Source organism: Micromonospora matsumotoense, assembly GCF_900091525.1.
Classification (GTDB): domain Bacteria; phylum Actinomycetota; class Actinomycetes; order Mycobacteriales; family Micromonosporaceae; genus Micromonospora; species Micromonospora matsumotoensis.
Genome location: NZ_FMCU01000018.1, coordinates 22740 through 43415, shown reverse-complemented (window position 1 = coordinate 43415; position 20676 = coordinate 22740). Strand labels below are relative to the sequence as shown.

General features: G+C 74.1%; 18 protein-coding genes. 11 read left to right on the top strand and 7 right to left on the bottom strand.

Going from position 1 to position 20676, the window contains the following annotated elements:
• Nucleotides 1-25 precede the first annotated feature (25 nt).
• From GA0070216_RS26690 to GA0070216_RS26680, 3 genes are all read left to right on the top strand, one after another.
• Nucleotides 26-1309 carry a cytochrome P450 gene (locus GA0070216_RS26690; protein WP_091251783.1) on the top strand — a complete coding sequence of 428 codons (1284 nt, stop codon included), beginning with the start codon at nucleotides 26-28 and terminating at the stop codon, nucleotides 1307-1309.
• 171 nt (nucleotides 1310-1480) lie between these two features.
• Complete coding sequence (locus GA0070216_RS26685; RefSeq protein WP_091251781.1) at nucleotides 1481-1741, top strand: acyl carrier protein; 261 nt, start codon at nucleotides 1481-1483, stop codon at nucleotides 1739-1741.
• Nucleotides 1742-1867: 126 nt separating this feature from the next.
• Entirely contained in the window at nucleotides 1868-3103 is a 1236-nt protein-coding gene (locus GA0070216_RS26680; RefSeq protein ID WP_091251779.1) for a beta-ketoacyl-[acyl-carrier-protein] synthase family protein, read from the top strand.
• A 55-nt stretch (nucleotides 3104-3158) separates the two neighbouring features.
• Here GA0070216_RS26680 and GA0070216_RS26675 read toward each other — a convergent pair whose 3' ends face one another.
• The 3 genes from GA0070216_RS26675 to GA0070216_RS26665 form a co-directional block, all read right to left on the bottom strand.
• Nucleotides 3159-4481, bottom strand: a complete 1323-nt coding sequence (locus GA0070216_RS26675; protein WP_245722750.1) for a glycosyltransferase family 2 protein — start codon at nucleotides 4479-4481, stop codon at nucleotides 3159-3161.
• 42 nt (nucleotides 4482-4523) lie between these two features.
• Nucleotides 4524-4805: a phosphopantetheine-binding protein gene (locus GA0070216_RS26670; protein WP_245722749.1), complete on the bottom strand. Its 282-nt coding sequence runs from the start codon at nucleotides 4803-4805 to the stop codon at nucleotides 4524-4526.
• A gap of 111 nt (nucleotides 4806-4916) precedes the next feature.
• Nucleotides 4917-5591, bottom strand: coding sequence for a 4'-phosphopantetheinyl transferase family protein (locus GA0070216_RS26665; protein ID WP_091251777.1), 675 nt, complete (start codon nucleotides 5589-5591; stop codon nucleotides 4917-4919).
• A gap of 260 nt (nucleotides 5592-5851) precedes the next feature.
• Between GA0070216_RS26665 and GA0070216_RS26660 the strand changes: the two genes are divergently transcribed.
• A complete protein-coding gene (locus GA0070216_RS26660) occupies nucleotides 5852-7249 on the top strand; it encodes a condensation domain-containing protein (protein WP_091251776.1) in 1398 nt (465 codons plus the stop codon).
• Between the two features lie 118 nt (nucleotides 7250-7367).
• Here the strand turns inward: GA0070216_RS26660 and GA0070216_RS26655 are convergent, their stop codons facing one another.
• Together GA0070216_RS26655 and GA0070216_RS26650 are read right to left on the bottom strand one after the other, a co-directional pair.
• The gene (locus GA0070216_RS26655; RefSeq protein WP_091251773.1) at nucleotides 7368-8573 is read right to left on the bottom strand and encodes a cytochrome P450; all 1206 of its coding nucleotides are present in this window, start codon (nucleotides 8571-8573) and stop codon (nucleotides 7368-7370) included.
• 35 nt (nucleotides 8574-8608) lie between these two features.
• Nucleotides 8609-9784, bottom strand: a complete 1176-nt coding sequence (locus tag GA0070216_RS26650) for a nucleotide disphospho-sugar-binding domain-containing protein (protein ID WP_091251770.1) — start codon at nucleotides 9782-9784, stop codon at nucleotides 8609-8611.
• 199 nt (nucleotides 9785-9983) lie between these two features.
• On the opposite strand from GA0070216_RS26650, the gene GA0070216_RS26645 reads away from it, so the two are divergent.
• Complete coding sequence (locus GA0070216_RS26645) at nucleotides 9984-11156, top strand: cytochrome P450 (RefSeq protein WP_091251768.1); 1173 nt, start codon at nucleotides 9984-9986, stop codon at nucleotides 11154-11156.
• Nucleotides 11157-11201: 45 nt separating this feature from the next.
• On the opposite strand, the gene GA0070216_RS26640 is transcribed toward GA0070216_RS26645, so the two are convergent.
• On the bottom strand, nucleotides 11202-12065 hold the full coding sequence (locus GA0070216_RS26640; RefSeq protein WP_091251766.1) for a TauD/TfdA dioxygenase family protein: 864 nt from the start codon (nucleotides 12063-12065) through the stop codon (nucleotides 11202-11204).
• Between the two features lie 174 nt (nucleotides 12066-12239).
• On the opposite strand from GA0070216_RS26640, the gene GA0070216_RS26635 reads away from it, so the two are divergent.
• From GA0070216_RS26635 to GA0070216_RS26610, 6 genes are all read left to right on the top strand, one after another.
• The gene (locus tag GA0070216_RS26635; RefSeq protein WP_091251972.1) at nucleotides 12240-13265 is read left to right on the top strand and encodes a methyltransferase; all 1026 of its coding nucleotides are present in this window, start codon (nucleotides 12240-12242) and stop codon (nucleotides 13263-13265) included.
• 231 nt (nucleotides 13266-13496) lie between these two features.
• Entirely contained in the window at nucleotides 13497-14516 is a 1020-nt protein-coding gene (locus GA0070216_RS26630; RefSeq protein WP_091251764.1) for a polyprenyl synthetase family protein, read from the top strand.
• Nucleotides 14513-15550, top strand: a complete 1038-nt coding sequence (locus tag GA0070216_RS26625) for a UbiA family prenyltransferase (protein WP_091251762.1) — start codon at nucleotides 14513-14515, stop codon at nucleotides 15548-15550. Before GA0070216_RS26630 ends, GA0070216_RS26625 begins: the two co-directional genes overlap by 4 nt.
• On the top strand, nucleotides 15547-17247 hold the full coding sequence (locus GA0070216_RS26620) for a prenyltransferase/squalene oxidase repeat-containing protein (protein ID WP_091251759.1): 1701 nt from the start codon (nucleotides 15547-15549) through the stop codon (nucleotides 17245-17247). The genes GA0070216_RS26625 and GA0070216_RS26620 overlap by 4 nt, the downstream gene beginning before the upstream one ends.
• Complete coding sequence (locus GA0070216_RS26615) at nucleotides 17244-18524, top strand: FAD-dependent oxidoreductase (protein ID WP_091251757.1); 1281 nt, start codon at nucleotides 17244-17246, stop codon at nucleotides 18522-18524. The genes GA0070216_RS26620 and GA0070216_RS26615 overlap by 4 nt, the downstream gene beginning before the upstream one ends.
• Nucleotides 18521-19546: an aminotransferase class I/II-fold pyridoxal phosphate-dependent enzyme gene (locus GA0070216_RS26610; protein ID WP_091251755.1), complete on the top strand. Its 1026-nt coding sequence runs from the start codon at nucleotides 18521-18523 to the stop codon at nucleotides 19544-19546. The genes GA0070216_RS26615 and GA0070216_RS26610 overlap by 4 nt, the downstream gene beginning before the upstream one ends.
• A gap of 98 nt (nucleotides 19547-19644) precedes the next feature.
• Here GA0070216_RS26610 and GA0070216_RS26605 read toward each other — a convergent pair whose 3' ends face one another.
• Entirely contained in the window at nucleotides 19645-20655 is a 1011-nt protein-coding gene (locus tag GA0070216_RS26605; RefSeq protein ID WP_176739143.1) for a 2-hydroxy-acid oxidase, read from the bottom strand.
• Nucleotides 20656-20676: the final 21 nt, after the last annotated feature.

Here is a 20676-nt window from a genome sequence, read left to right as displayed (position 1 = left end):
CCTTGCACGTCGTCCGAGGAGCGCCATGGGTTTCTCCGTATCCCTCGACGACCTGCTCGGCGACGAGGTGCGCCGCGATCCGTACCCGTACTACGCCCGGCTGCACGAGCTGGGGGAGGCGGTCGCGCTCGCCCCGACGGCCCCGTACGCCGCGGTGGTGCACGGGTACGACGCCGCCCACCGGGTCCTGCGTGATCCGGTGTTCCGGGTGCTTGACGCGGACCACCTGGACCGGGCCGGCCTACGCTGGCGCGACCACGCGGTGATCCGGACCCTACAGGCCAGCATGTTCAACGCCCCGCCCGACGACCACGCCCGGGTCCGCCAGTTGTTCGGCCAGGCGCTGACCGCCCGCCGGGTCACCGCGCTGGAGCCGGCGATCCTGCGCATCGCCGACCGGCTCCTCGACGGGCTCGCCGACGCGGGCGCGGACGGTCGACCGGTGGACTTCATGGCCGAGTTCGCGTTGCCGCTGCCCAGCGACGTCGTCGGCGAGCTGCTGGGGGTGCCCGAGCGGGACCGGGGGTGGTTCCCGTCCCGGGTGCGGGCGTTCGACGCGGTGCTGGAGATCGGGCCGCGCTCGTTCCGGGAGATCCGGGCCGCCAACGTCGCCGCCGAGGAGCTGACCGCCTACTTCACCGACCTGCTGGCCGTACGCCGGGCGGAGCCCCGCGACGACCTCGTCTCGGCCCTCGCGGGCATCCGGGACGAGCGCCCCGACCAGTTGTCGGAGACCGAGCTGCTGGCCAACCTGATCGTCATGTACAACGCGGGGTTCCGGACCACCGCGAACCTGTTCGGCAACGGGCTGACCCTGCTCCTGGCCCGCCCCGACGCGTTGGCCGCGCTGCGCGCCGACCCTCGCCTCGCCCCGGCCTACGTCGAGGAGATCCTGCGGTACGAGCCGCCGGTGCACTTCGCGGTGCGGTACGCCGCGCAGGACACCGAGATCGCCGGACTGTCCATCCCTCGTGGACGGTCGGTGCTGGTGCTGACCGGCGCGGCCAACCGCGACCCCCGGCGGTTCACCGATCCGGACTCCTTCGACCCCTCCCGCCCGGACAACCGGCACCTGGCGTTCAGCGCCGGGCCGCACTACTGCGTCGGCGCAGCGCTCGGCCGGGCGGAGGGGCGGCTCGTGCTGCCCCGGCTGCTGGACCGGTTCCCGGCGCTGGCGCTCGCGGCGGAGCCCGGCGAGCGGCGTCATTTCATGCTGCGGGGCCACGACCGGCTCCCGGTGCGGCTCGCCGATCCGGACACCGATCGGTCCGCCGGCACGGTCCGGGTGGACCTTGCGAAACCGACTTGATTGAGTAAGGTCGATCCAAACGGAGCGGCTGCTCCGGTGACCAGAACGGCGACGGTCACGCAGACGTCGTACCTGGTTCCCGGCCGCGTCCCCGGCCACCTGTCACGCTTCCCGCGTCCCCACCGGCTGCCGGGCCCGCCGACGCCGACCTCCGGAAAGGAAACAACGGCCATGACCGACGAGATCCGCGAGTTCCTCTTCGCCGCGCTGACCGAGATGAAGTACGACATCGAGGGCGCCGACGACGACACCGTGTTCGGTCCGGCCGGCCTCGACGTGGACTCGCTCGGCCTCGCCGAGCTGGCGGTCCGGGTGGAGGACCGGTTCGGGGTGGCGTTCGACGACGACGAGGCCGAGGCGTTGGCGATGATGACCGTCGGTGAGTTCTGCCGCGCGGTGTCCCGGCGTATCCAGCCCGCCTCGGCGCACTGACCGTGCCCGCCGCGCCACCCGTCAGGCGGCTCGTCGACCGGTCGGCTGGCCGGGCCGGTGCTGTCGGGCCCGGAGTTGTCGTCGGTGCGGCCGGAGCGTCGCCGGGGCCGGGCGGGAGGGACGCGCGTGCGTGAGGGCGTGACGGTGACCGGGATCGGGTTGGTCAGCCCGGTCGGCAGCTCCGCCGCCGAGGTGTTCGACGCGGTCTGCGAGGGCCGCTCCGGCCTGCGCAGGCCACCCGAGGGGCACCCGGTCGACGGGGTCGTCGACGTCGCGGCGTTCAGCCCGGACATCGACCCGGCCAGTGTGCTGCCCGGCCCCGAGTCCCGGGTGGTGGACCGCTCGATCGTGATGGCCCTGCGGGCGGCCGAGGGCGCGTTGGCCGACGCCGGGGTCGAGGTGGGCCGGGACGTCGACCCGTACCGCGTCGCCGTCATCGTCTCCGGCGTCGGCGGCCTGTCGACCCTGGCGAGCCAGGTGCTCGCGCGGGCCGAGCGGGGCCGGTTCGGGGTCAGCCCGTACCTGCTGCCCGGGACGCTGCCGAACATGGGCGCGGCGCGGATCGCCATCCGGTTCGGCATCCGGGGCTACACCTCGTCGATCGGCACGGCCTGCGCGTCCGGTGCCCAGTCCCTCGGTGAGGCGCTGCGGGTCCTGCGCGCCGACGAGGCCGACATGGTGGTCTGCGGGTCCAGCGAGGCGCCGCTCTTCCCGGCCTTCGCCGACGCGTTCGGCAACGCCCGCGCGCTCGCCCACGGCTGGTCCGACCCGACGGCCGCGAGCCGCCCGTTCGACCGGCGGCGCAACGGTCTCGTCCTCGGCGAGGGGGCCGGGGTGTTCGTCCTGGAGCGCACCGCGCACGCGGCGGCGCGCGCTGCCCGACGGCACGCCGACCTGCTCGGGTGGGGGGCGAACAACGACGCCTACCATCCCACCACCCCGCGCCCCGACGGGTCCGGTGCCGCGCACTGCATGCGGGCCGCGCTGCGCGACGCCGGTCTGCACGCCGACGACATCGGCTACCTCAACGCCCACGGCACCAGCACCAAGGCCGGTGACGCGGCCGAGATCGCCGCCCTGCGCGACGTCTACGGCACGGCCACCCCGCCGGTGAGTTCCACCAAGGGGGTCACCGGGCACCTGCTCGGCGTCTCCGGGGTGATCGAGGCGGCCATCGGCATCGAGGCGCTGCGACGCGGTCTGCTGCCGCCGACCCACAACCTCGACGACCCGGACCCGGCCGACGAGGTCGACCACATCCGTAAGCAACCACGGACCGTCCCGGTGCGCACCGTCATGTCCAACTCGTTCGGGTTCGGTGGCCACAACGTGAGCCTGGTGTTCGGCCCCGCCGCAGGATGACCGCCCGGGGCCGCCCGACCTGCTGGCCCTGCCGGGCGGTCCCGCACCGGGCGGTTCAGCGGATCGTGAGCACCGTCGCGGTGTCGTGCACGCCGACCGTGACGTCGAAGTGCTGGTGCAGCATGTCGGTCAGGTAGTCGAGGTCGGCCACGAGGGGCACCGGCAGCATCGCCCGCTGGTCCGGCGCGGCGTGGGTGGCGACCAGCTCGATCCGGTCGGCCTTGAGTAGCCCCCGGGTCAGGAAGGCCGGCAGGTCCTCGGGGAGGAAGCACCGCCACAGGTCGATGTTGACGATCAGATCCAGTGCACCGGCCTTGAACTGCTGGAGCACGGTGCCGAGCAGATGCGAGTTGGTCGGGCCGGGCGGCGCGTCGTGGTCGAAGGTCTGCGAGTCGGGGCCAAGGTCCATCGTGGACACCCCGTTGCCGACGACCAGCGCCGCGCGGGTGGCCAGCTCCGCGCGCAGCGCGGCGGGCAGCGCCGCCGGCCGCCCCAACCCCTCCCGCCGGTACGCGTCGATGGCCTGGCCGTAGAGCCGGATCCGGCCCAGGTGCCGCCCGAACGTGTTGATCGAGTACAGCACCTCGACGTCGTAGCGCAGGTGCTTGCGGAGCAGGTATTTCATGTTGTCCATCGAGGCGAGCCCGTTGGACGTCTTGCGGAAGTGCGGCAGATGGTAGGACAGCGCCTCGACGTCCAGCTCGAACAGGTCGGGCCGGGCCCCGTGCAGGTGGAAGATCCGGTAGAAGAACTCCAGATCCTCGAACCCCCACTTGACCATCGTCTCGTCGAAACCACCCACCCGCAGGAACGACTTCCGGTCCACCGACGCGTTGTGGGTCAACCCGAGCACCCAGGGCGCGCTGGGGAAGTCCCGGATCCGTTGCGGATGGGAGATGTCCTCCAGCCGGGGGTCGCCACGCTCGGCGTCCAGCATCTCCGCCCCGATCGGCTCGCCCCGGCGCAGCGCGTCCGCACCGGCCCAGTCGAGGTCGTACCGCTGACCCAGCAGGACCCCGGGCCGGCCGTCGAGTGCGTCGTGGTGGGCCCGGTGCCGGGCCAGCAGGGTGGGGTGCGCCACCGTGTCGGCGTCCAGGAACAGCAGGGTGTCGGCCCGGGCACGGGCCGCCGCCGCGTTGCGGTTGGCGCTGCGCCCCCGGTTGGCTTCGCTGCGTACGCAGTCGATCCGCAGCCGGTCGGCAAAGCGCTGCGCGACGGTGGTGAGCGGCACGGCCGAGCCGTCGTCGCCGACGATGACCTCGAACTCGGCCGGCGGCAGGGTCTGCCGGGTCAGTGACGCCAGCGTCGTGTCGAGCGCCGCACCGTTGTTGTGGGCGGGGATCACCACGCTCAGCCGGGGCTGGTCCATGGTCGGCATGGGACTCCTTCGAAAACGCCGGCCAGGCCCCCGTCGCGGCCGTCAGCGGGGGGTGCAGTGCGCGGTGATGTAGTCGGCCAGATCGCTGACCGTGGTCATCTGGTCCTCGTCCAGATCCTCCACGTCGATCTGGATCTCCAGCTCGTCCTCGATCTCGAGCAGCAGCTCCAACGCGAGGGAGGAGCTGAGGCCCAGCTCGTCCATCAGCTGGGTCCGTTCGGTGACCGGCACCGGTGGCCTGAGCATCCGGGTCAGCAGCGTGGTCATGCTGTCGACGACCTGCGCGCGCAGCTGCGGCGCAATGGCCGTGTCGGGCTCTGTCACTGGACCCTGCGTTCCACCATGGAGTCATCAGAGCAAACGTGATCGGCGGGTGTCAACGGGTGCGACGATCTTCAGCCGGGGTGCCGCGACACCGGTCCGGTTTACCCCGGTTCACCCGGTGAGACCGTGCGCCGTCGCGACGTCGTACGGCGCGTCGCCGGCGAGCGCCACCGCGACCCGGTACCCGCCCGGGGTGGCGACGTCGGTGACCCGGTGCACGCCCGCCGGGTCGCCGCACCGCACCACGTCGTCCCGGTGCACCGGCAGCGCCAGGTGGGGCCAGAGCCGGCCCCCGGCGGCCTTGACCACCGCCTCCTTGCGGGCCCACAGCCGGGCGAACCGGTCGGCCCGGGTGGCGGCGTCGGCCCCCGAGGCGACCTGCCGCGCCTCCTCGGCGGCGAAGAACCGGTCGGCCAGGGCCACCGGGTCCAGCCCCGGCGTCGGATGCTGGATGTCCACCCCGACCGCCCGGTCGCCGCCCACGGCCACCGCGACGAGGTCGTCGGAGTAGGACAGGCTCGTCTGCGGCCCGCCCCGGGGACGGGTCAGCGTCGGCTTGCCGTGCCGGCCCCGACGCCAGCTCAGCCGCTCGGGTGGCACGTCCAGGGCCCGACCCACCAGCAGGCGCAGTGCGCCGTGCGCCACCGTGAACCGGTCCCGGGTGGCCGGCTGGGTGAGCGCCGCCGCGCGGGCCCGCTCGTCCGCGTCGAGCAGCGCGTGGTGCCGGGCCAGCTCGTCCGGGCCCACCCGGGTCGACACGATCCAGATCCGGACGGCGTCGCGCATGGGCCGTACCCTAACGCCGTCGTGGCCCGCAGGCGTCGTCGCGCTCTCGTCGTCCGGTGGCCGCGCCGTGGTCGCCCTGGTCCGCCGTCACCGCCCTCTCGTCGTCGCCGCCACATCGTCACCGCCGACCTCGTCGCCGCGACCTCGTCACCGTCACGCCGTCACCGCCTTCTCGTCACCGTCACGCCGTTGCCGGCCCGACCGGCGGGCGGCGATTTGTGACGTTGACACGTGCCGATCCCCGTTGCTCTGATGGACCGATGTTCCCGCAGACCGCCGAGGCGCAGGTGCTCGTCCCGTTCGCCGGTCCGGGGGCCGGCACCGCGCCGCTGACCTGGGGTCAACTGGCGATCATGCAGGACATGCGGGAGACCGGGTGGACGCACAACGTCAGCGGCGCGCACCCGGTTCCGGCCGGGGTCACCGTGGCGGAGGTGGCGGCGCAGCTCGGCGACCTGATGAGCCGGCACCCGGCGTTGCGGATGCGGCTGGGCACCGACGAGCACGGCGAACCCTGTCAGGTGGTGTCCGCCGCCGGGGAGGTCGCCCTCGACGTGCTGGACGTCCCGGACGACGCCGACCCGGCCGACGTGGCGAAGTTCGCCTACGAGCTGGGCCACGCCCGGCTGCTCGCCCCCTACGACCTCTACCGGGACTGGTCGGTGCGGATGGCGGTGATCCGGCACCGCGGTGTCCTGGTGCACCGGGTGCTGACCCTCGACCACCTGGTGGTCGACGGCACCGCGACCGCCCTGCTGATGGCCGATCTGGGGCTGGTCGACCTGGCGGCCCGGCGCGCGCCCGATCCGCGTACCGTGCAGCTGCTCGACCTCGGCCGGCGGGAGCGCACGCCGCCGCTGCGCCGGGTGAGTGACCGGGCGGTCCGGCACTGGGAGGCGCACCTGCGCACCATCGCGCCGACGACCTTCGGCGAGGTCACCAACCCGGCCGGGCGACACGGCCGGCGGTTCTGGCACGGCCGGTTCAGTTCACCCGCCGCCTACCTGGCGGTGCAGGCCATCGCCCGACGGACCAGGACGGACACCTCCCGGGTGCTGCTCGCGGTCATCGCCGTGGCGGTCGGCCGGGCCACCGGGGCCAGCCCGTTGACCGCGAAGCTCATCGTGGGCAACCGGTTCCGGCCGGGTTTCGCCGAGGCCATCGCCCCGCTGAGCCAGAACGGCGTGCTCACCGTGGACGCCACCGACACCACTGTGGACGAAGTGGTCGTCCGGGCCCGGCGGGCCTCCGTCGCCGCCGGGATGTACGCCTACTACGACCCGGTGCAGCTCGCCGAGGCCAGCGCCCGACTCGACGACGAGCGCGGTTATCCGGCCCGGGTCACCTGCCGGATCAACGACCGTCGGGTGGTGACCCGGCAGGCGGCGGAGGACGGCGCGCGGGCCGAGGAGGTGACCCCGGAGCAGATCCGGCGGAAGGCGGCCGAGACGTTCCTGGTCTGGGACGGCACCCTCGACCACCTGCCCGAGCAGGCGTTCATCACCGTCGAGGACCAGCCGGAGACGATCTTCCTCCAGGTGATCTTCGACCTGGGCTGTTTCACCGAGGCCCAGGCGGAGGCGCTGCTGCGCGGGGTGGAGGAGGTGGCCGTCGAGGCGGCCTTCGACCCGGCGGCCCCGACCCGGATCGCCGGCTGACCGCCCGCGCGACGACCGCCGGTGACCCGCCCGCGTGGCGGTCAGCGGCCGACCGCCCGCGTGCGGTCAGCGGCGGACGGTCCGGGCGGCGTTCAGCGGCTGACGGTTCGGGGGCAGGTCACCGGTCGACCCGGTCCCAGGTCACCGGAAGCTCCTCCAGGCTGCGTACCACCAGGCCGGGCTTGAAGCGCAGCTCCTCCTCGGGCACGGCCAGGCGCAGGCCGGGCAGCCGGCGCAACAACGCGCCCAGCGCCTCCTGCAACTCCATCCGGGCCAGCGCCGCGCCGAGGCAGTGGTGCGGGCCGGCGCCGAACGCCAGGTGCGGATTGTCGACCCGGGTCAGGTCGAGGGTGTCCGCCCCGGCGAACACCGACGCGTCCCGGTTGGCCGAGGCGATCGCCGGGAGCACCGGGGTGCCCGCCGGCAGACACACCCCGCCGAGCTCCACCTCCTCGGTGGTCACCCGGGGCAGCAGCACCCCGTTGTCCCCGAGCTGGATGAAGCGGGACAGCTCCTCGACCGCGCGGGCCACCGCGACCGGGTCGTCGCCGCGCAGCCCGGCCAACTGCTCGGGGTGCCGGGCCAGCACCAGCAGGAACAGGTTGAGCTGGTTGGTGGTGGTCTCGTGGCCGCCGACGAAGATGCCGGCGGTGACCGAGACGAGTTCCCGTTCGGTGAGGTCGTCGTGGGCGTCCCAGGCGTTGATCAGGGCGCTCATCAGGTCGTCGCCGGGCTCGCGACGACGCTCGACGATCATCTCGCCGAACGCGTCCAGGGCGGCCTGCGGGGCCGCCGGGTCGGCGTCCCAGTCACCGACGAGCGCGTCGGACCACTGCCGTACCCGCTCCTGGTCCTGCTCCGGGATGCCGAACAGCTTGCTGATCACGTAGATCGGCAGCGGCGCGGACAGGTGGGGGATCAGGTCGGCCGGCGGACCCGCCGCCACCATGGCATCGATCCCCCGGTCGACGAGCGCGGCCACCGTCGGGCGCAGCGCCTCCACCCGGCGGACGGTGAACGCGTGCGACACCGCCCGCCGCATCTTGGTGTGCCGGGGTGGGTCCATCCCGATCAGCGAGTCCTCGGCGAGCGAACCCAGCTCCCGGGTCGGGCGGTCGGGCCCGGCCGCGGCGGCCCGGCTGAACCGGTGGTCGGTGAAGACCCGGCGGACGTCCGCGTGCCGGGTGGCCAGATAGGCCGACGCCCCGTCGGGCAGCGCGATGGGCGCCACCGGGCAGGTCTCCCGCAGCCGGGTGTAGTCCGGCGACGGGTGATAGATGGTGGGAGCCGGAGCGAGCGGGTACGGAATGGGCTCTTGCGTCATCGACGACTCCTAGGGTGGTCCGACAGGCCGGTGGTTCAGCTGCGGGGGCACGCGGCGAGAGACACCAGCGCCGGCACCACCTCGGCGGGGGTGGGCATCGCGCGGACCCGGTCGCGCATCAACGCCGCGGACCCGCGCCAGGGGCCGTCACCGACCAGTTGGCCGACCAGCCCGCGGAGCGTGTCGTCGTCGACCCGCGCGGTGGGCAACCAGGTCCCGGCGCCGGTGAGCGCCAACCGCTCGCCGTTGAAGTGCTGGTCGCTGACCTGCGGCAGGATCAGCTGGGGCACCCCGAGGCCGAGTGCCGTCATCGTGGTCCCCGCGCCGCCCTGCTGCACCAGCGCGGCACAGGTCGGCAGCACCAGCCGCAGGGCCAGCGGGCCGTCGACCAGCCGGACGTTGCCCGGCAACCCGCCCCACCCGGCCTGCTGGGCCCGTTCGACAAGCACGACGACCTCGACGTCCAGCCCGGCCACCGCCCGGATGACCCGGGGGAGGTCCAGCCGGTCGCTGAGCCCGGCACCGGCCATCATGGTGCCCGCGGTGACGCAGACCCGGGGCCGCTGCGGCGGACGGTGCAGCCAGGACGGCAGCACGGCCGGGCCGTTGTACGGCACGTACCGGATCGGTTGTCCCGGGCGGGTCGCCGGCACCTGCATCGGTGGTGGCACCGGATCGAGCGTCAGCACGCCGGTGAGGTCCACATCGGTGGCGGCGAGCCCGAACCGGCCGGCGAGCGGGCCGAGCACCTCCTCCGGGTCGAGCCGGAGGGTGACCGAGGAGTCCGGCCCCCACAGGTGCTGCACGCCGGGCACGTCCAGCGCGGCTGCGGCCACCGCGGCGGCGAGGTTGAACGGCTCCCAGACCATCAGGTCCGGCTGCCAGGCCCGACCGAAGGCGACCAGGTCGTCGAGGAGGGCGTCGGCGAACCGGACCACACCGCCGTCGGCGGTGATCGCCGGCTCCACCGCGTCGACCGGCTCGGCGGCGCGGATGGCCCCGTCCAGGGCGCCCACCGCACCGATCCGGCCCGCGAACGCCTCGGCGAAGTCGAGATCCGCACCCAGCGGCACCGCCGCCAGGCCGGCCGCGGTGATCGCCGGCACCAGCGCGGGATGGCTGGCCACCCGTACCTCGTGGCCGGCCGCCTGGAGGGCCCAACCGAGGGGGACGAGGCCGTAGAAGTGCGACCGCCAGCCCCACGTCGACATCAGAATCCGCAAAGCCGCAGTCAAGTCCGACCCATCCGCGCGCGTCACCGGGCTGTCCTGGTGCACAGATGCTAGGCGATGGATGTCGGTACCCGGAAGATCGCCGGGCGTACCAATGGATATTGACGCCGGCCGCACCGATGGCCGAGTCTTACCGGTGCCCGATGTGGACCGCCGACCGACAGGTGGGTAGCTCGTCATGACCGTCGTCTCCGAGCTGCGGGACTATCCGTTCGCGCCGTTCACCGGTGACCTGCCGGCCGAGTTGCTCGACATGGTGGTGTCCGACCCGGTCAGCCGGGTACGGCTGCCCGACGGCCGGCCGGCCTGGCTGGTGCTCGGCTACCAGGACTGCTGCACGGTCCTGGCCGATCCCCGGTTCTCCCGGCTTCCGCCGGGTGCGACCGCGACCCCCGGCGGGGTCGGCCCGCGCGAGCTGAACATGGACGGTCCGGCGCACGCGGTGGTCCGCCGGGTGGCCAGCCGGGCGTTCACCGCCCGCCGCATCGACACCTTCCGCCCCCGGGTGCGCCGGCTGGTGGACGCGCTGATCGACGACCTGCTCGCCGGCCCCCGCCCCGCCGACCTGGTGGCCGCGCTGGTGGCGCCGCTGCCCGTGTACGTGGTCTGCGACGTGCTGGGGGTGCCGGTCGCCGACCGGCCCCGGTTCTACGGGTGGATCGAGGGCCTCAACTCGGTCACCGCGTACGGCTCGGCCGACGCCGCCACCGCGCAGGCGGAGCTACGGGCCTACCTGGCCGGGCAGTTGGCCGACAAGCGGGTGAGCCCCGGCGACGACCTGCTCTCGGCCTGGGTGCTCGGCCGGGACGCGCACGAGCTGGTCGACGCCGAGCTGGTGGAGCTGGCGATGGGGGTGCTGCTCGGCGGGCTGGAGATCAACTCCACCAGCGCCGGGGTCCGCGCGCTGTTCCAGCACCCCGAGCAGCTGGCGAAGCTGCGGGCCCACCCGGACAAGCTCTCCTCGGCGACCGACGAGATCCTGCGCTACACGTCGGTGAGCAGCATGTTTCGGGTCCAGGTGGTGCAGGAGGACCTGACCCTCGGCGGGGTGGCGATGCGTGCCGGGGACTGCGTGATGGCGATCCCGTGGGCGGGCAACCGTGACCCGCGCGTCTTCCCCGACCCCAACGTCTTCGACATCGACCGGGCGTCGACCACCCCGCACCTCACCTTCGGCTTCGGGCCGCACTTCTGCCTGGGCACCGCGCTGGGCCGGATGCAGGTGGAGCTGTCGATCGGCGAGCTGCTGCGACGGTTGCCGGGGCTGACACCCGCGGTGCCGATCGAGGAGATCCCGTGGCGGCACGACCGGATGAACGGCGGCATCGCGTCGTTCCCGGTCACCTGGTGACCGGGACCGACACCCACCCGGCGGTCGGTGAGCCGGACCGGGCGGTCAGTAGTTGTCCACCGCGTTGACCCGGTCCGGCCAGTAGCGCTGGCCGGGCGCGGCGACGTAGTGGTCCCACCGGGGCGCGTCACCGGTCGGGTGGTCGCCGAGCACGGTGATCCGCTGCCCGCGCCGCAGGCCGTCGTAGTCGTTGATCGCGTAGTGCTGGGTGACCCGGTTGTCCCAGATCGCCACGTCGCCGACCCGCCAGCGGTAACGGCAGGTGAACTGCGGGCCCTCGGAGAACGCGAACAGGTACTCCAGCAGCGCGTCGCTCTCGTTGCGGCTCAACTGCGGGATGTGCGAGGTGAACAGCCGGTTGACGTACAACGAGCGGCGGCCGGTCTCGGGGTGCACCCGGACCACCGGGTGCTCGGCCCGGCTGGTGAACTCGGTGCCGATCCGGATGACGTGGACGGCGGTCAACCCGTCGAGCAGGTCGCGCAGCGGCGCGGAGAGGGCCTCGTAGACCCGGCACTGGTTGGTCCACATGGTGTCGCCGCCGGTCTCCGGCAGCTGGACCAGGTGCAGGATGGAGGCGATCGGCGGGCTCTGGTGGAAGGTCATGTCGGTGTGCCAGACGTCGACCTTGCCACCGTGCTCGGAGTCGATCAGGACGATCTCCGGGTGCCCCTCCAACCGGGGCAGGTACGGGTGCAGCTCGACCTCGCCGAAGCGCCGGCCGAAGGCGATGTGCGCCTGCGGCGTCAACCCGGTCTGGCCGGCGACGAAGACCACCTGGTGCGCGAGCAGCAGCCGGTGCAGGTGGGCGAACCCCTCGTCGGTCAGGGTGTTCAGGTCGATGCCGTGGACCTCGGCGCCCAGGGCGCCCGCGACGAGCCGTACCTCCGGCACGAGGGAAGTGGTCATCGGTGCTTCCTCCGGTCTTGGGCGTGGGGGCCCGTCGGCGCATTCTTCCACGGGCGTGAATGGGTTCTCCACCGTCGATGTTGACTCCGTCGCACCGCCCTTGAGAACATTCGGGGCCGCCGGACGACGGCCACGGCCATCGTGGACGCGTGGCGTGACGGGGAGGCTGTCCGGGTGACGATCGAGACCTCGACCGATGACGACGCGGCGGCACGGCTCGGCCGGCTGACGGACCTGGCGACCCCGTTCGCGGTGCGCACGGCGGTGACCCTGCGGGTGCCGGAGCGGATCGCGGCCGGCACCACCCGCCTCGCCGAGCTGGCCGCCGGGTGCGACGCCGACCCGGACGCCCTGGGTCGGTTGCTGCGCTACCTGGTGCACCGGGGCGTGTTCGTCGAGCCGTCGCCGGGCGAGTTCGCGCTGACCGACGTCGGTGAACTGCTCCGCGACCGTGACGGCGGCGGGCACGGCGGCTACCTGGACCTCGACGGTCTCGGCGCGCGGATGGACCTCGCCTACACCGGGCTGCCGCACGCGATCCGCACCGGCGGGCCGGGCTACCAGGCGGTGCACGGGCGGGACTTCTGGGCGGACCTGGACGCACACCCGTCCTACCGGGCCTACTTCGACGCGCTGATGCTCAGTCAGCAGCGGTTCACCGCACCCCAGGTGGCGGCGCTCTATCCGTGGGACCAGGTGGGTCACGTCGTCGACGTCGCCGGGGGCGCCGGCGGGTTGCTGCGGGAGCTGCTCGGCACCCACCCGCACCTGCGGGGCACCCTGGTCGACCGGAGCGAGCCGGTGGCGACGGCGGCCCGGACGTTCGCCGCGCACGGGCTGACCGACCGGGTCGACACCGTCGTCGGGGACTTCTTCGCCGAGCTGCCGGCCGGCGCCGACGTCTACGTGGTGTCCCGGGCGTTGACCGACTGGAGCGACACCCACGCGACGGCGATCCTGCGCCGGTGTGCCGAGGCGGCCGGGAAGACCGGTCGGGTGCTGGTGGTGGAGGTGCTGCCGACCGACCCGTACGTGCCGCACCGGTCCCCGTACGACCTGCAGATGCTGGTGCTGGTGGGTGGCCGGGAGCGGGGTGTGGCCGACCATGTGGCGCTGGCCTCGGCGGCGGGTCTGGCACCGGTCGGGACCTATCGCGGCACCGACGGACTGACCCTGTTGGAGTTCGCGGCGGACGCCTGATCCGGCGGCCGGTGATCCGACGTTCGTACCGAATCCCGTCGATCGGTGTGACGCACGGTGAGCAGGTCAGCGGATTTCTCTGGGCATCAACCGATTTGATGGTGAATTGATTCGTGACATTCGTGTTTCTCCATCGGCAGGGCGGTTTTCCGATGGTTGTTCAGGGCGGGACCGGCAGGTAACGTCTCGCGTGGCGGCTGGGCCGAGCCTTTGCGAAAGGGTCGACACGCTATGACGGTTACTGGCTTTACTCGATTTCCGCCCTTTATCGACGACCTTGCCCGTAGTGAATCGGGGCGGCTGCTGCACGCGGAGTTCGCGCGTCGGTGGCCGGAGACGGCCGACCAGTTGGTCGGGATCGCCCGGTACGCCCTGCTGCCGGCGGGCAAGCTGCTCCGTCCGATGATGACGCTGCACGCGGCGGAGGCGGTGGGCGGGTCGCCGTCCGACGTCCTGCCCGCCGCGCTGGGGATGGAGTACCTCCACGTCGCGACGCTCGTGCACGACGACATCATCGACGCCGACACGCTGCGGCGGGGCCGCCCGGCGGTGCCGGTCGCCTTCGGTATCCCCAGTGCCATCGTGGTGGGCGACCACCTCATCTTCACGGCCTTTCAGTCCATTGTGGAATGCGGTGCGGCGGTGCCCCCCGGACACGTCGCCGCCGCCGTCGCGGCCCTGGCCGAGGCGGGCCGGGACCTGTGCCGGGGCCAGATGCTCGAAACGCAACTGGTCGGCGACCTGGACGCGGGCGCCCGGCACTACCGGGAGATGATCCGGTTGAAGACCGGCGCGCTGTTCCGCGCCGTGTGCCACGTCGGCGCGCTGCTCGGCGGCGCCGACCCGCAGCTCGCCGCCGGCCTGGCCCGCTACGGCGAACACCTCGGCATCGCCTTCCAGATCCGCGACGACCTGCTGTCCTACGTGGCCACTCCGGAACAGACCGGCAAGCCGGCGACCAGCGACCTCAACAACGGCCGACCGACCCTGCCGCTGCTGCTCGCCTACGACGCGGCCACCGACACCTCCAGAGTGGAGCTGATGGCGGTGCTGCACCGGCGCGGCGCCGGCCCGGGGGACGTCGAGTGGGTCGCCGGCCTGCTCGACGAGGTCGACGCGGTGCAGGGCGCCCGGCGGCAGATGGCGGGGCACGCCGAGCGGGCCCTGGCGGAGCTGACCGCGCTCGCCCCCTCCGCCAGCGCCGACGTGCTCACCGGCATCGCGCACTGGATGACGAGCGAGACGGCGTGAGCACAGCCGGCGCCGTACGCGCGCTGCGGGCCCACGTCGAGACCTGGCGGCCGTACACCCTCTGGTATGTCGGGCTGGTCGGGCTCGCCGGAGCGGCCCTGGCCGACGGCCCGCACCACCCCTGGTTGCTCGCGTCGGCCTGGGCCGCTCCGACCGCCGGCTGGCTCGGCGGCCACTACCTCGGCGACTACTTCGACCGGGAACTCGACGCCGGCAGCAAGCCGCACCGGCCGATCCCGTCCGGCCGGCTGGGCGCCCGCACGGCGTCGTGGTGCGGCGGCATCTGCTTCGCGGTCCTCGCGCTGCTGGCGGTGCTCGGCGGGTGGGGCACCACCTCGGCCGCGGTGCTCGCCGCGTTCGGCATCGTCGCCTACAGCCGCTGGTGCAAGGCGCGCGGTATCGCCGGGAACCTGGTCCGGGGCGCGCTCGGCGCGATCGCCCTGCTCTACGGGGCGCTGACCGTCGGGCTCTCCGCGGACCCCGGGTCGACGGTGCCGGTGCTGCTCGCGGCGATGGTCGCGTTCTGGTCGCACGACACGATGTCCAACCTGGTCGGTGCGCTGCGCGACATCGACGGGGACCGGGCCGGTGGCTACCGCACGCTGCCGGTACGCCGGGGTGCGCCGTTCGCGGTCCGCACGGTGCTGGCGCTCTACGCCGTGACCGTCGTCGCCGCGCTCACCGCCGGGCTGCTGGCCGGGCCGGACGGCCGGGTCGGCTACCTGGCCACGCTGCTGGTCGTCCTGGTCCTGGGGGTCGTCGCGTTGACGCCGCTCGTGGCGCACCGCGCGGACATGCCCGTCGTGGTGGCGTTGCGGGCGCACTCCGTCCTGGTCGTCGAGCGGGTGGTGCTGGCCTCGGCCCTGGTCGGGCTGCGGCTCGGCATCGGCATGCAACTGCTGCTGGTGCTGCCGATGGTCGGGTTGACCTGGTGGGCCCAGCACCTGATGCGCGCCCGGCACGAACTCGGCACCGGGCGACCGGCGCTGGCCCTGGCCACCCCCCGTCGCGCCGCCCTGGAGGACGTGTCATGACCACTGTGTCCACCGAGGCCCTCGACGGGGCCATCAGCAACGGCGCCGAGGCACTGCTGCGCCGGCAGCGCCCCGACGGGGTCTTCGGCGACGACCCGCCGGCCTCGGTGCTGGGCACCGCGGGCACGGTCGCCGCCCTGCACGCCGCCGACCCGGTGGGCAGCGCCGACCTCGTCGACGCCGGCACCGGATGGCTGCGCCGGCAGCAGCACGACGACGGCGGCTGGGGTGGCGTGGTGGGGGCCGACAGCGAGGTCGTCGCCACCGCCGTCGCGGTTGCGGCACTGGCCCTGACCGCGCCGGAGGCCAGCGCCGAGGCGATCGCCGCCGGCCGGGCCCGGCTGGCCGCGATGGGTGGCGTCGACACGGTGACCGACCCGGCCATCTCGCTGCTCTGCCGCCAACTGCTCACCCTGGCCGGGATGACCGCCGAGGCCGGTCCGCTGCGTCGGCTGCCGTTGGAGATCGTGCTGTTCGACCGGGTCCGCCGGCAGCGCCTGTCGTTCCGTACCGCGCCGTTCATCGGGCTGGCCCTGATGCAGGCGGACCTACTGCCCACCGGCCGGCTGCGCCGGGCCACCCTGCGTCGGGCCCGCCCGGCGGCGCTGCGGCTGCTGCGCGCGATCTACGACCACGAGGGCCGTACCGGCGCGTTGAGCGAGGACCCGTGGCCCGCCGCCCTGGTGCTGCTCGGCCTGGCCCGCTCGGGCGAGGCCCCGGACATCGCGGCGGCCGTCGTCGGCTGGCTGCGTCGCGCGGTCCGCCCCGACGGCGCCTGGGACGCGGTGACCAACCTGGACCTGACCCGCTCCGGGTATGCGGTGACCGGGCTGATCGCCGCCGGCTACGCCGCCGACCCCCGGCTGGGCCCGACCCGGGAATTCTTCCACGCCACCCGGAAGCCGGCCGCGTTCACGGTGCTGGACGTGCCGCCGGGCGGGTGGAGCTACTCCAACGTGGGCGGCTGGCCGGTGACCCTGGAGTCCGCCGAGATCCTCGCGGCGCTCGCCGGCTACCCCGACGCCGCCGCCGACCCGGTGCTGCGCAGCGGCCTGGCCTGGCTCGTCGGCCGGCAGGACACCCGGGGCTCGTGGAGCCTGTGGGTGCGCGACACCAAGCTCGCCAACGACGGGCCCTGCCCCGCCATCACCAGCCAGGCCGTGCTCGCCCTGCACGAGGCCGGCCGCCCCGACGACGACCCGGCGGTGGCGTCCGCCGCGGCCTGGCTGCTGACCGCCCAGCGGCCCGACGGCACGTTCGAGAACCTCTGGTACCGCGACCACACCTCGGGCACGGCCGTGGTGGTGGCGGCGCTGTCCCGGGTCGGGCACGCCCGGCACGACGTGGTCCGTCGGGCGGCCGGCTGGCTGCGCGACACCCAACTGCCGGACGGGTCGTGGGGGCCGGGCGACGGCACCGCCGGGTCGGTCGAGGAGACCGGCTGGGCCGTCCAGGGGTTGTTGGCCACCGGTGACCCCGGGCACGCCGACGCGGTCGACCGGGGAGTCGGCTGGCTGCTGGCCTCGGTCGGGCCGGACGGCGGCTGGCCACCCACCCGGGTCTGCAACTACATCCGTCACCACCTGCGCTACCCCAACGCGGTGATCACCCAGGCGGTCGCGCTGCGGGCGCTCGGTGAATACCGGCGTGCCATCGCCGGGCGGGCCGGCGTCGCGCCCGGCGCGGTCGCCCGATGAGCGCCGACGTCGTCGTGGTGGGGGCCGGAGCCGGTGGCCTGGCCGCCGCCCGGGCGCTCGGCGCACGCGGGCTGCGGGTGCTCGTGCTCGACCGGCAACGCACCCCCGCGTCGATCGCGAAGGGCGAGATCCTCCAACCCGAGACGGTACGCATCCTCGACGGCTGGGGCGTGCTCGACGCCCTGCGGGCCACCGGCGCGTGCCCGGTCGACCAACTGGCCATCCGCGACCCGCACGGCAGCCCGTTGCTCGCCCTCGACTACCGCACCCTGCCGGGGCGGCACCGGCAGATCCTCTGCGCCGACTACGGCGACCTGCGCGGCGTGCTCGCCGACGGGCTGCCCGCCGCCGTCGAGATCCGTTGGGGGCAACGGGTCACCGGCCCGCTGCGCGCCGCCGACGGCCGGGTCACCGGGGTCCGGGTCACCGGCCGCGACGGCGAGCAGGAGATCCGGGCGGCGCTGGTGGTCGCCGCCGACGGGATGTCCTCGCCGCTGCGAAGGGCCGTCGGCATCGACGTCGAGCGGCGGGAGTACCCGCACGGCCTGGTGGCCTTCGACGTGACCGGGGTGGAGGTGGCCGACGAGGTGTCGGCCTACCGCACCGACCGGGGGCTCTGCCTGGTCTATCCGCTGCCCCGTGGGCGTTGCCGGCTCTATGTCCAGGTGACCCCGGACGAGTTCCGGGGCCGCAGCGCGGCCGACCTGGCCGACTGGTGTGACCGGCTGCTCGCCGAGGTGCCCGCGATCCGGCCGCTGGGGACGGCGCTGCGGGCCAACCTGCACCGGCGGCAGCTCCTCGCGGTCTACCGGCTGCGGGCGGCGCGGTTGACCGTACCGGGGCTCGCCCTCGTCGGCGAGGCCGCCCACGCGGTGCACCCGATGGCGGCCCAGGGCGTCAACAGCTCCCTCACCGATGCCGAGACCCTGGCAGCCACCCTCACCGCCACCGGTGACCGCCCGGACGACGCCGGGGTGGACCGGGCGCTGCGGGACTTCGACACCGCCCGCCGCCCCCACCTCGACCACGTCGCCACGGTCAGCCACAACGCCGCCCGCATGATCACCAGCGTGTCGGGGCTGCCCCGGCTGCTCGGGGCGCGGATGATGCGGCGCACCGCGGCGAACCCCCGGCTGCTCGGGCTGACCGCCGGCAACCTGTCCGGCACGAACGTCCGGCCGCTGTCCCTGGTCGACCGGATGTACCAGCTCGGCGTGCTCGCCGACCGGCACGCCCATTCGCCCGTCCCGGCCCCGCAACGAAGTGAGCGACGATGAGCACTGCGACCACGGTCGGCACCCAGCCGCCGGCCGACCTGTCGATGAACGAGACGCCCTACCCGCCGCTGCCGAGCATCCGGCGGATCGTCGAGAACGGGGCCGGCGCGCTCCAGCGGTATCCGGACCGTACCTCGTCGGCCCTGGTGGGCGCGTTGTCGGCGCGGCTGGGCGTGGGGCCGGAGGCGATCCTCGTCGGGCCCGGCTCGGCCGGGCTGTGCCAGCACCTCGTGCAGGCCCTCGGGCCGAAACCGGAGGTGGTCCACCCGGCGCTGTCCTTCGAGGGCTACCCGCTGATCATCCGCAACGTCGGGGCCCGGGGCGTGCCCGTGCCGATGGACGGCTACCGCCACGACCTGCCCGCGATGGCCGCCGCCGTGACCGACCAGACCCGGTGTGTGCTGCTGTGCAACCCCAACAACCCGACCGGGGCGGTGCTGCACCGCGACGAGATCGAGGACTTCCTGGCCCGGGTCCCGGCCGACGTGCCGGTCATCATCGACGAGGCGTACCGGGAGTTCGTCACCGATCCGCAGGTGCCCGACGGGATGGACCTCTACCGCGCCCACGGTAACGTCTGCGTCCTGCGGACCTTCTCCAAGGCGTACGGGCTGGCCGCGCTGCGCGTCGGGTACGCGGTGGTGCCACCCCGGGTGACGCCGCTGGCCGCGATGACGGGCGCGGTGTTCTTCCCGAACAGCCTGGCCCAGGCGGCGGCGGTGGCGAGCCTGGACGAGGCGGTCACCCCCGAGCTGACCCGGCGCTGCGCCGAGCTGGCGGTGTCGCGTAGCCGGCTGATCGACGACCTGCGCGGCCTCGGCCTCACCGTGGCCCCCAGCGAGGCGAACTTCGTCTGGCTGCCGCTGGGGGAGCGGGCGACGCCGTTCGCCGACCGGGCCCGCGAGGCCGGCATCCTGGTGATGGCGATCCCCGGCGCGGGGGTGCGGATCACCGTCGGCACGGGCGAGGCGAACGCCCGGCTGTGTGCCTTCGTCCGGACCGCCCTGGCCGCCGGGCTCTGACCAGCCGGCGCGGGGTGGTCACCGGTCGGGTCGCCCGTCGCCTGTCGGGCCGGAGTCGTCACCGGTCGGGTCGCCCGTCGCCTGTCGGGCCGGAGTCGTCACCCGTCGTCCGCGGTGGCGGCGTCCTCCCAGGTGACCAGGCAGAGGTAGCGCAGGTCGGGGTCGTAGTCGGCGGCCACCACCGGCCGGGACCGGCCCGGCTGGTCGGTCAGCCGGCCCAGCAGGGTCCACCACAGGCCGGTGGTCGGCTGTCCCGGCGGCGTGACGGTCACCCCCTCGACGGGGTGCGCCGGCCAGGCCGCGGCGAGGTCGGCGCTCAGCACCACCCGGACGTCGGGACGCCCGGCCGCCAGCGCGGCCAGTTCGGACGCGGCCAGCGCGGCGACCTCGTCAGCCGCCACGTCCGGGTGCTGGCGGACGACGCCCACCCGGGCCGAAGCGCCCACGACGTCCCCGGTGGACCCCGCCGGACCGGCGGAGTCGGTGCCCTGCCCCACCGGGAGGCCCGCCGGCTCCGCTGCGGTGGCAGCGTCGGGCGGCACCGGGTGCGCGCCCGGTGCGGCAGTGTCCTGCCCGGTGGTGCGGAACAGCAGGGCGACTCCCTGGTGCCGGGCCGGGCCGGGGGTCGACGTGGCGTAGGGCAGGACGGTCTGCTCGACGACGATCAGCAGGAACCGCCGGCAACCGCCGGACGCCGCGTACGCGTGTGCCAGCCGCAGCGCGCTGAAGGCCGCCGCCGGGCCCTGGTCGCAGAGGGCGAACGACAGCGGGGTCCCCGGGCAGACGTGGCTCAGGTAGGTGGCGGTGGCCCGGCCGGGCAGCATGTCGTGTCGGGAGAACGCCAGGACGAGCAGGTCCACCGGTTCGTCCGGCGCGAGGAGCGCCCCGATCAACGCCTCGGCCATCTCCGCGTAGGACTGACCCAGCGACTCGGACGCCGTGTCGAACAGGCCGGCCGGCACCTCCCGCCCGTCCTGCCGGGCCAGGTCCGTCAGGTAGCGCCGGGACTGGTCCCGGTGGACCGGGTCGTGCAGCAGCGCGGCCGGTCCGGTGAAGGGCCGCCGGGCGGCCCGGATCAGGTGCAGGTCGGTCGACGGGGCTGCCGGCACGGCTCTCCTTCCTCACACCGG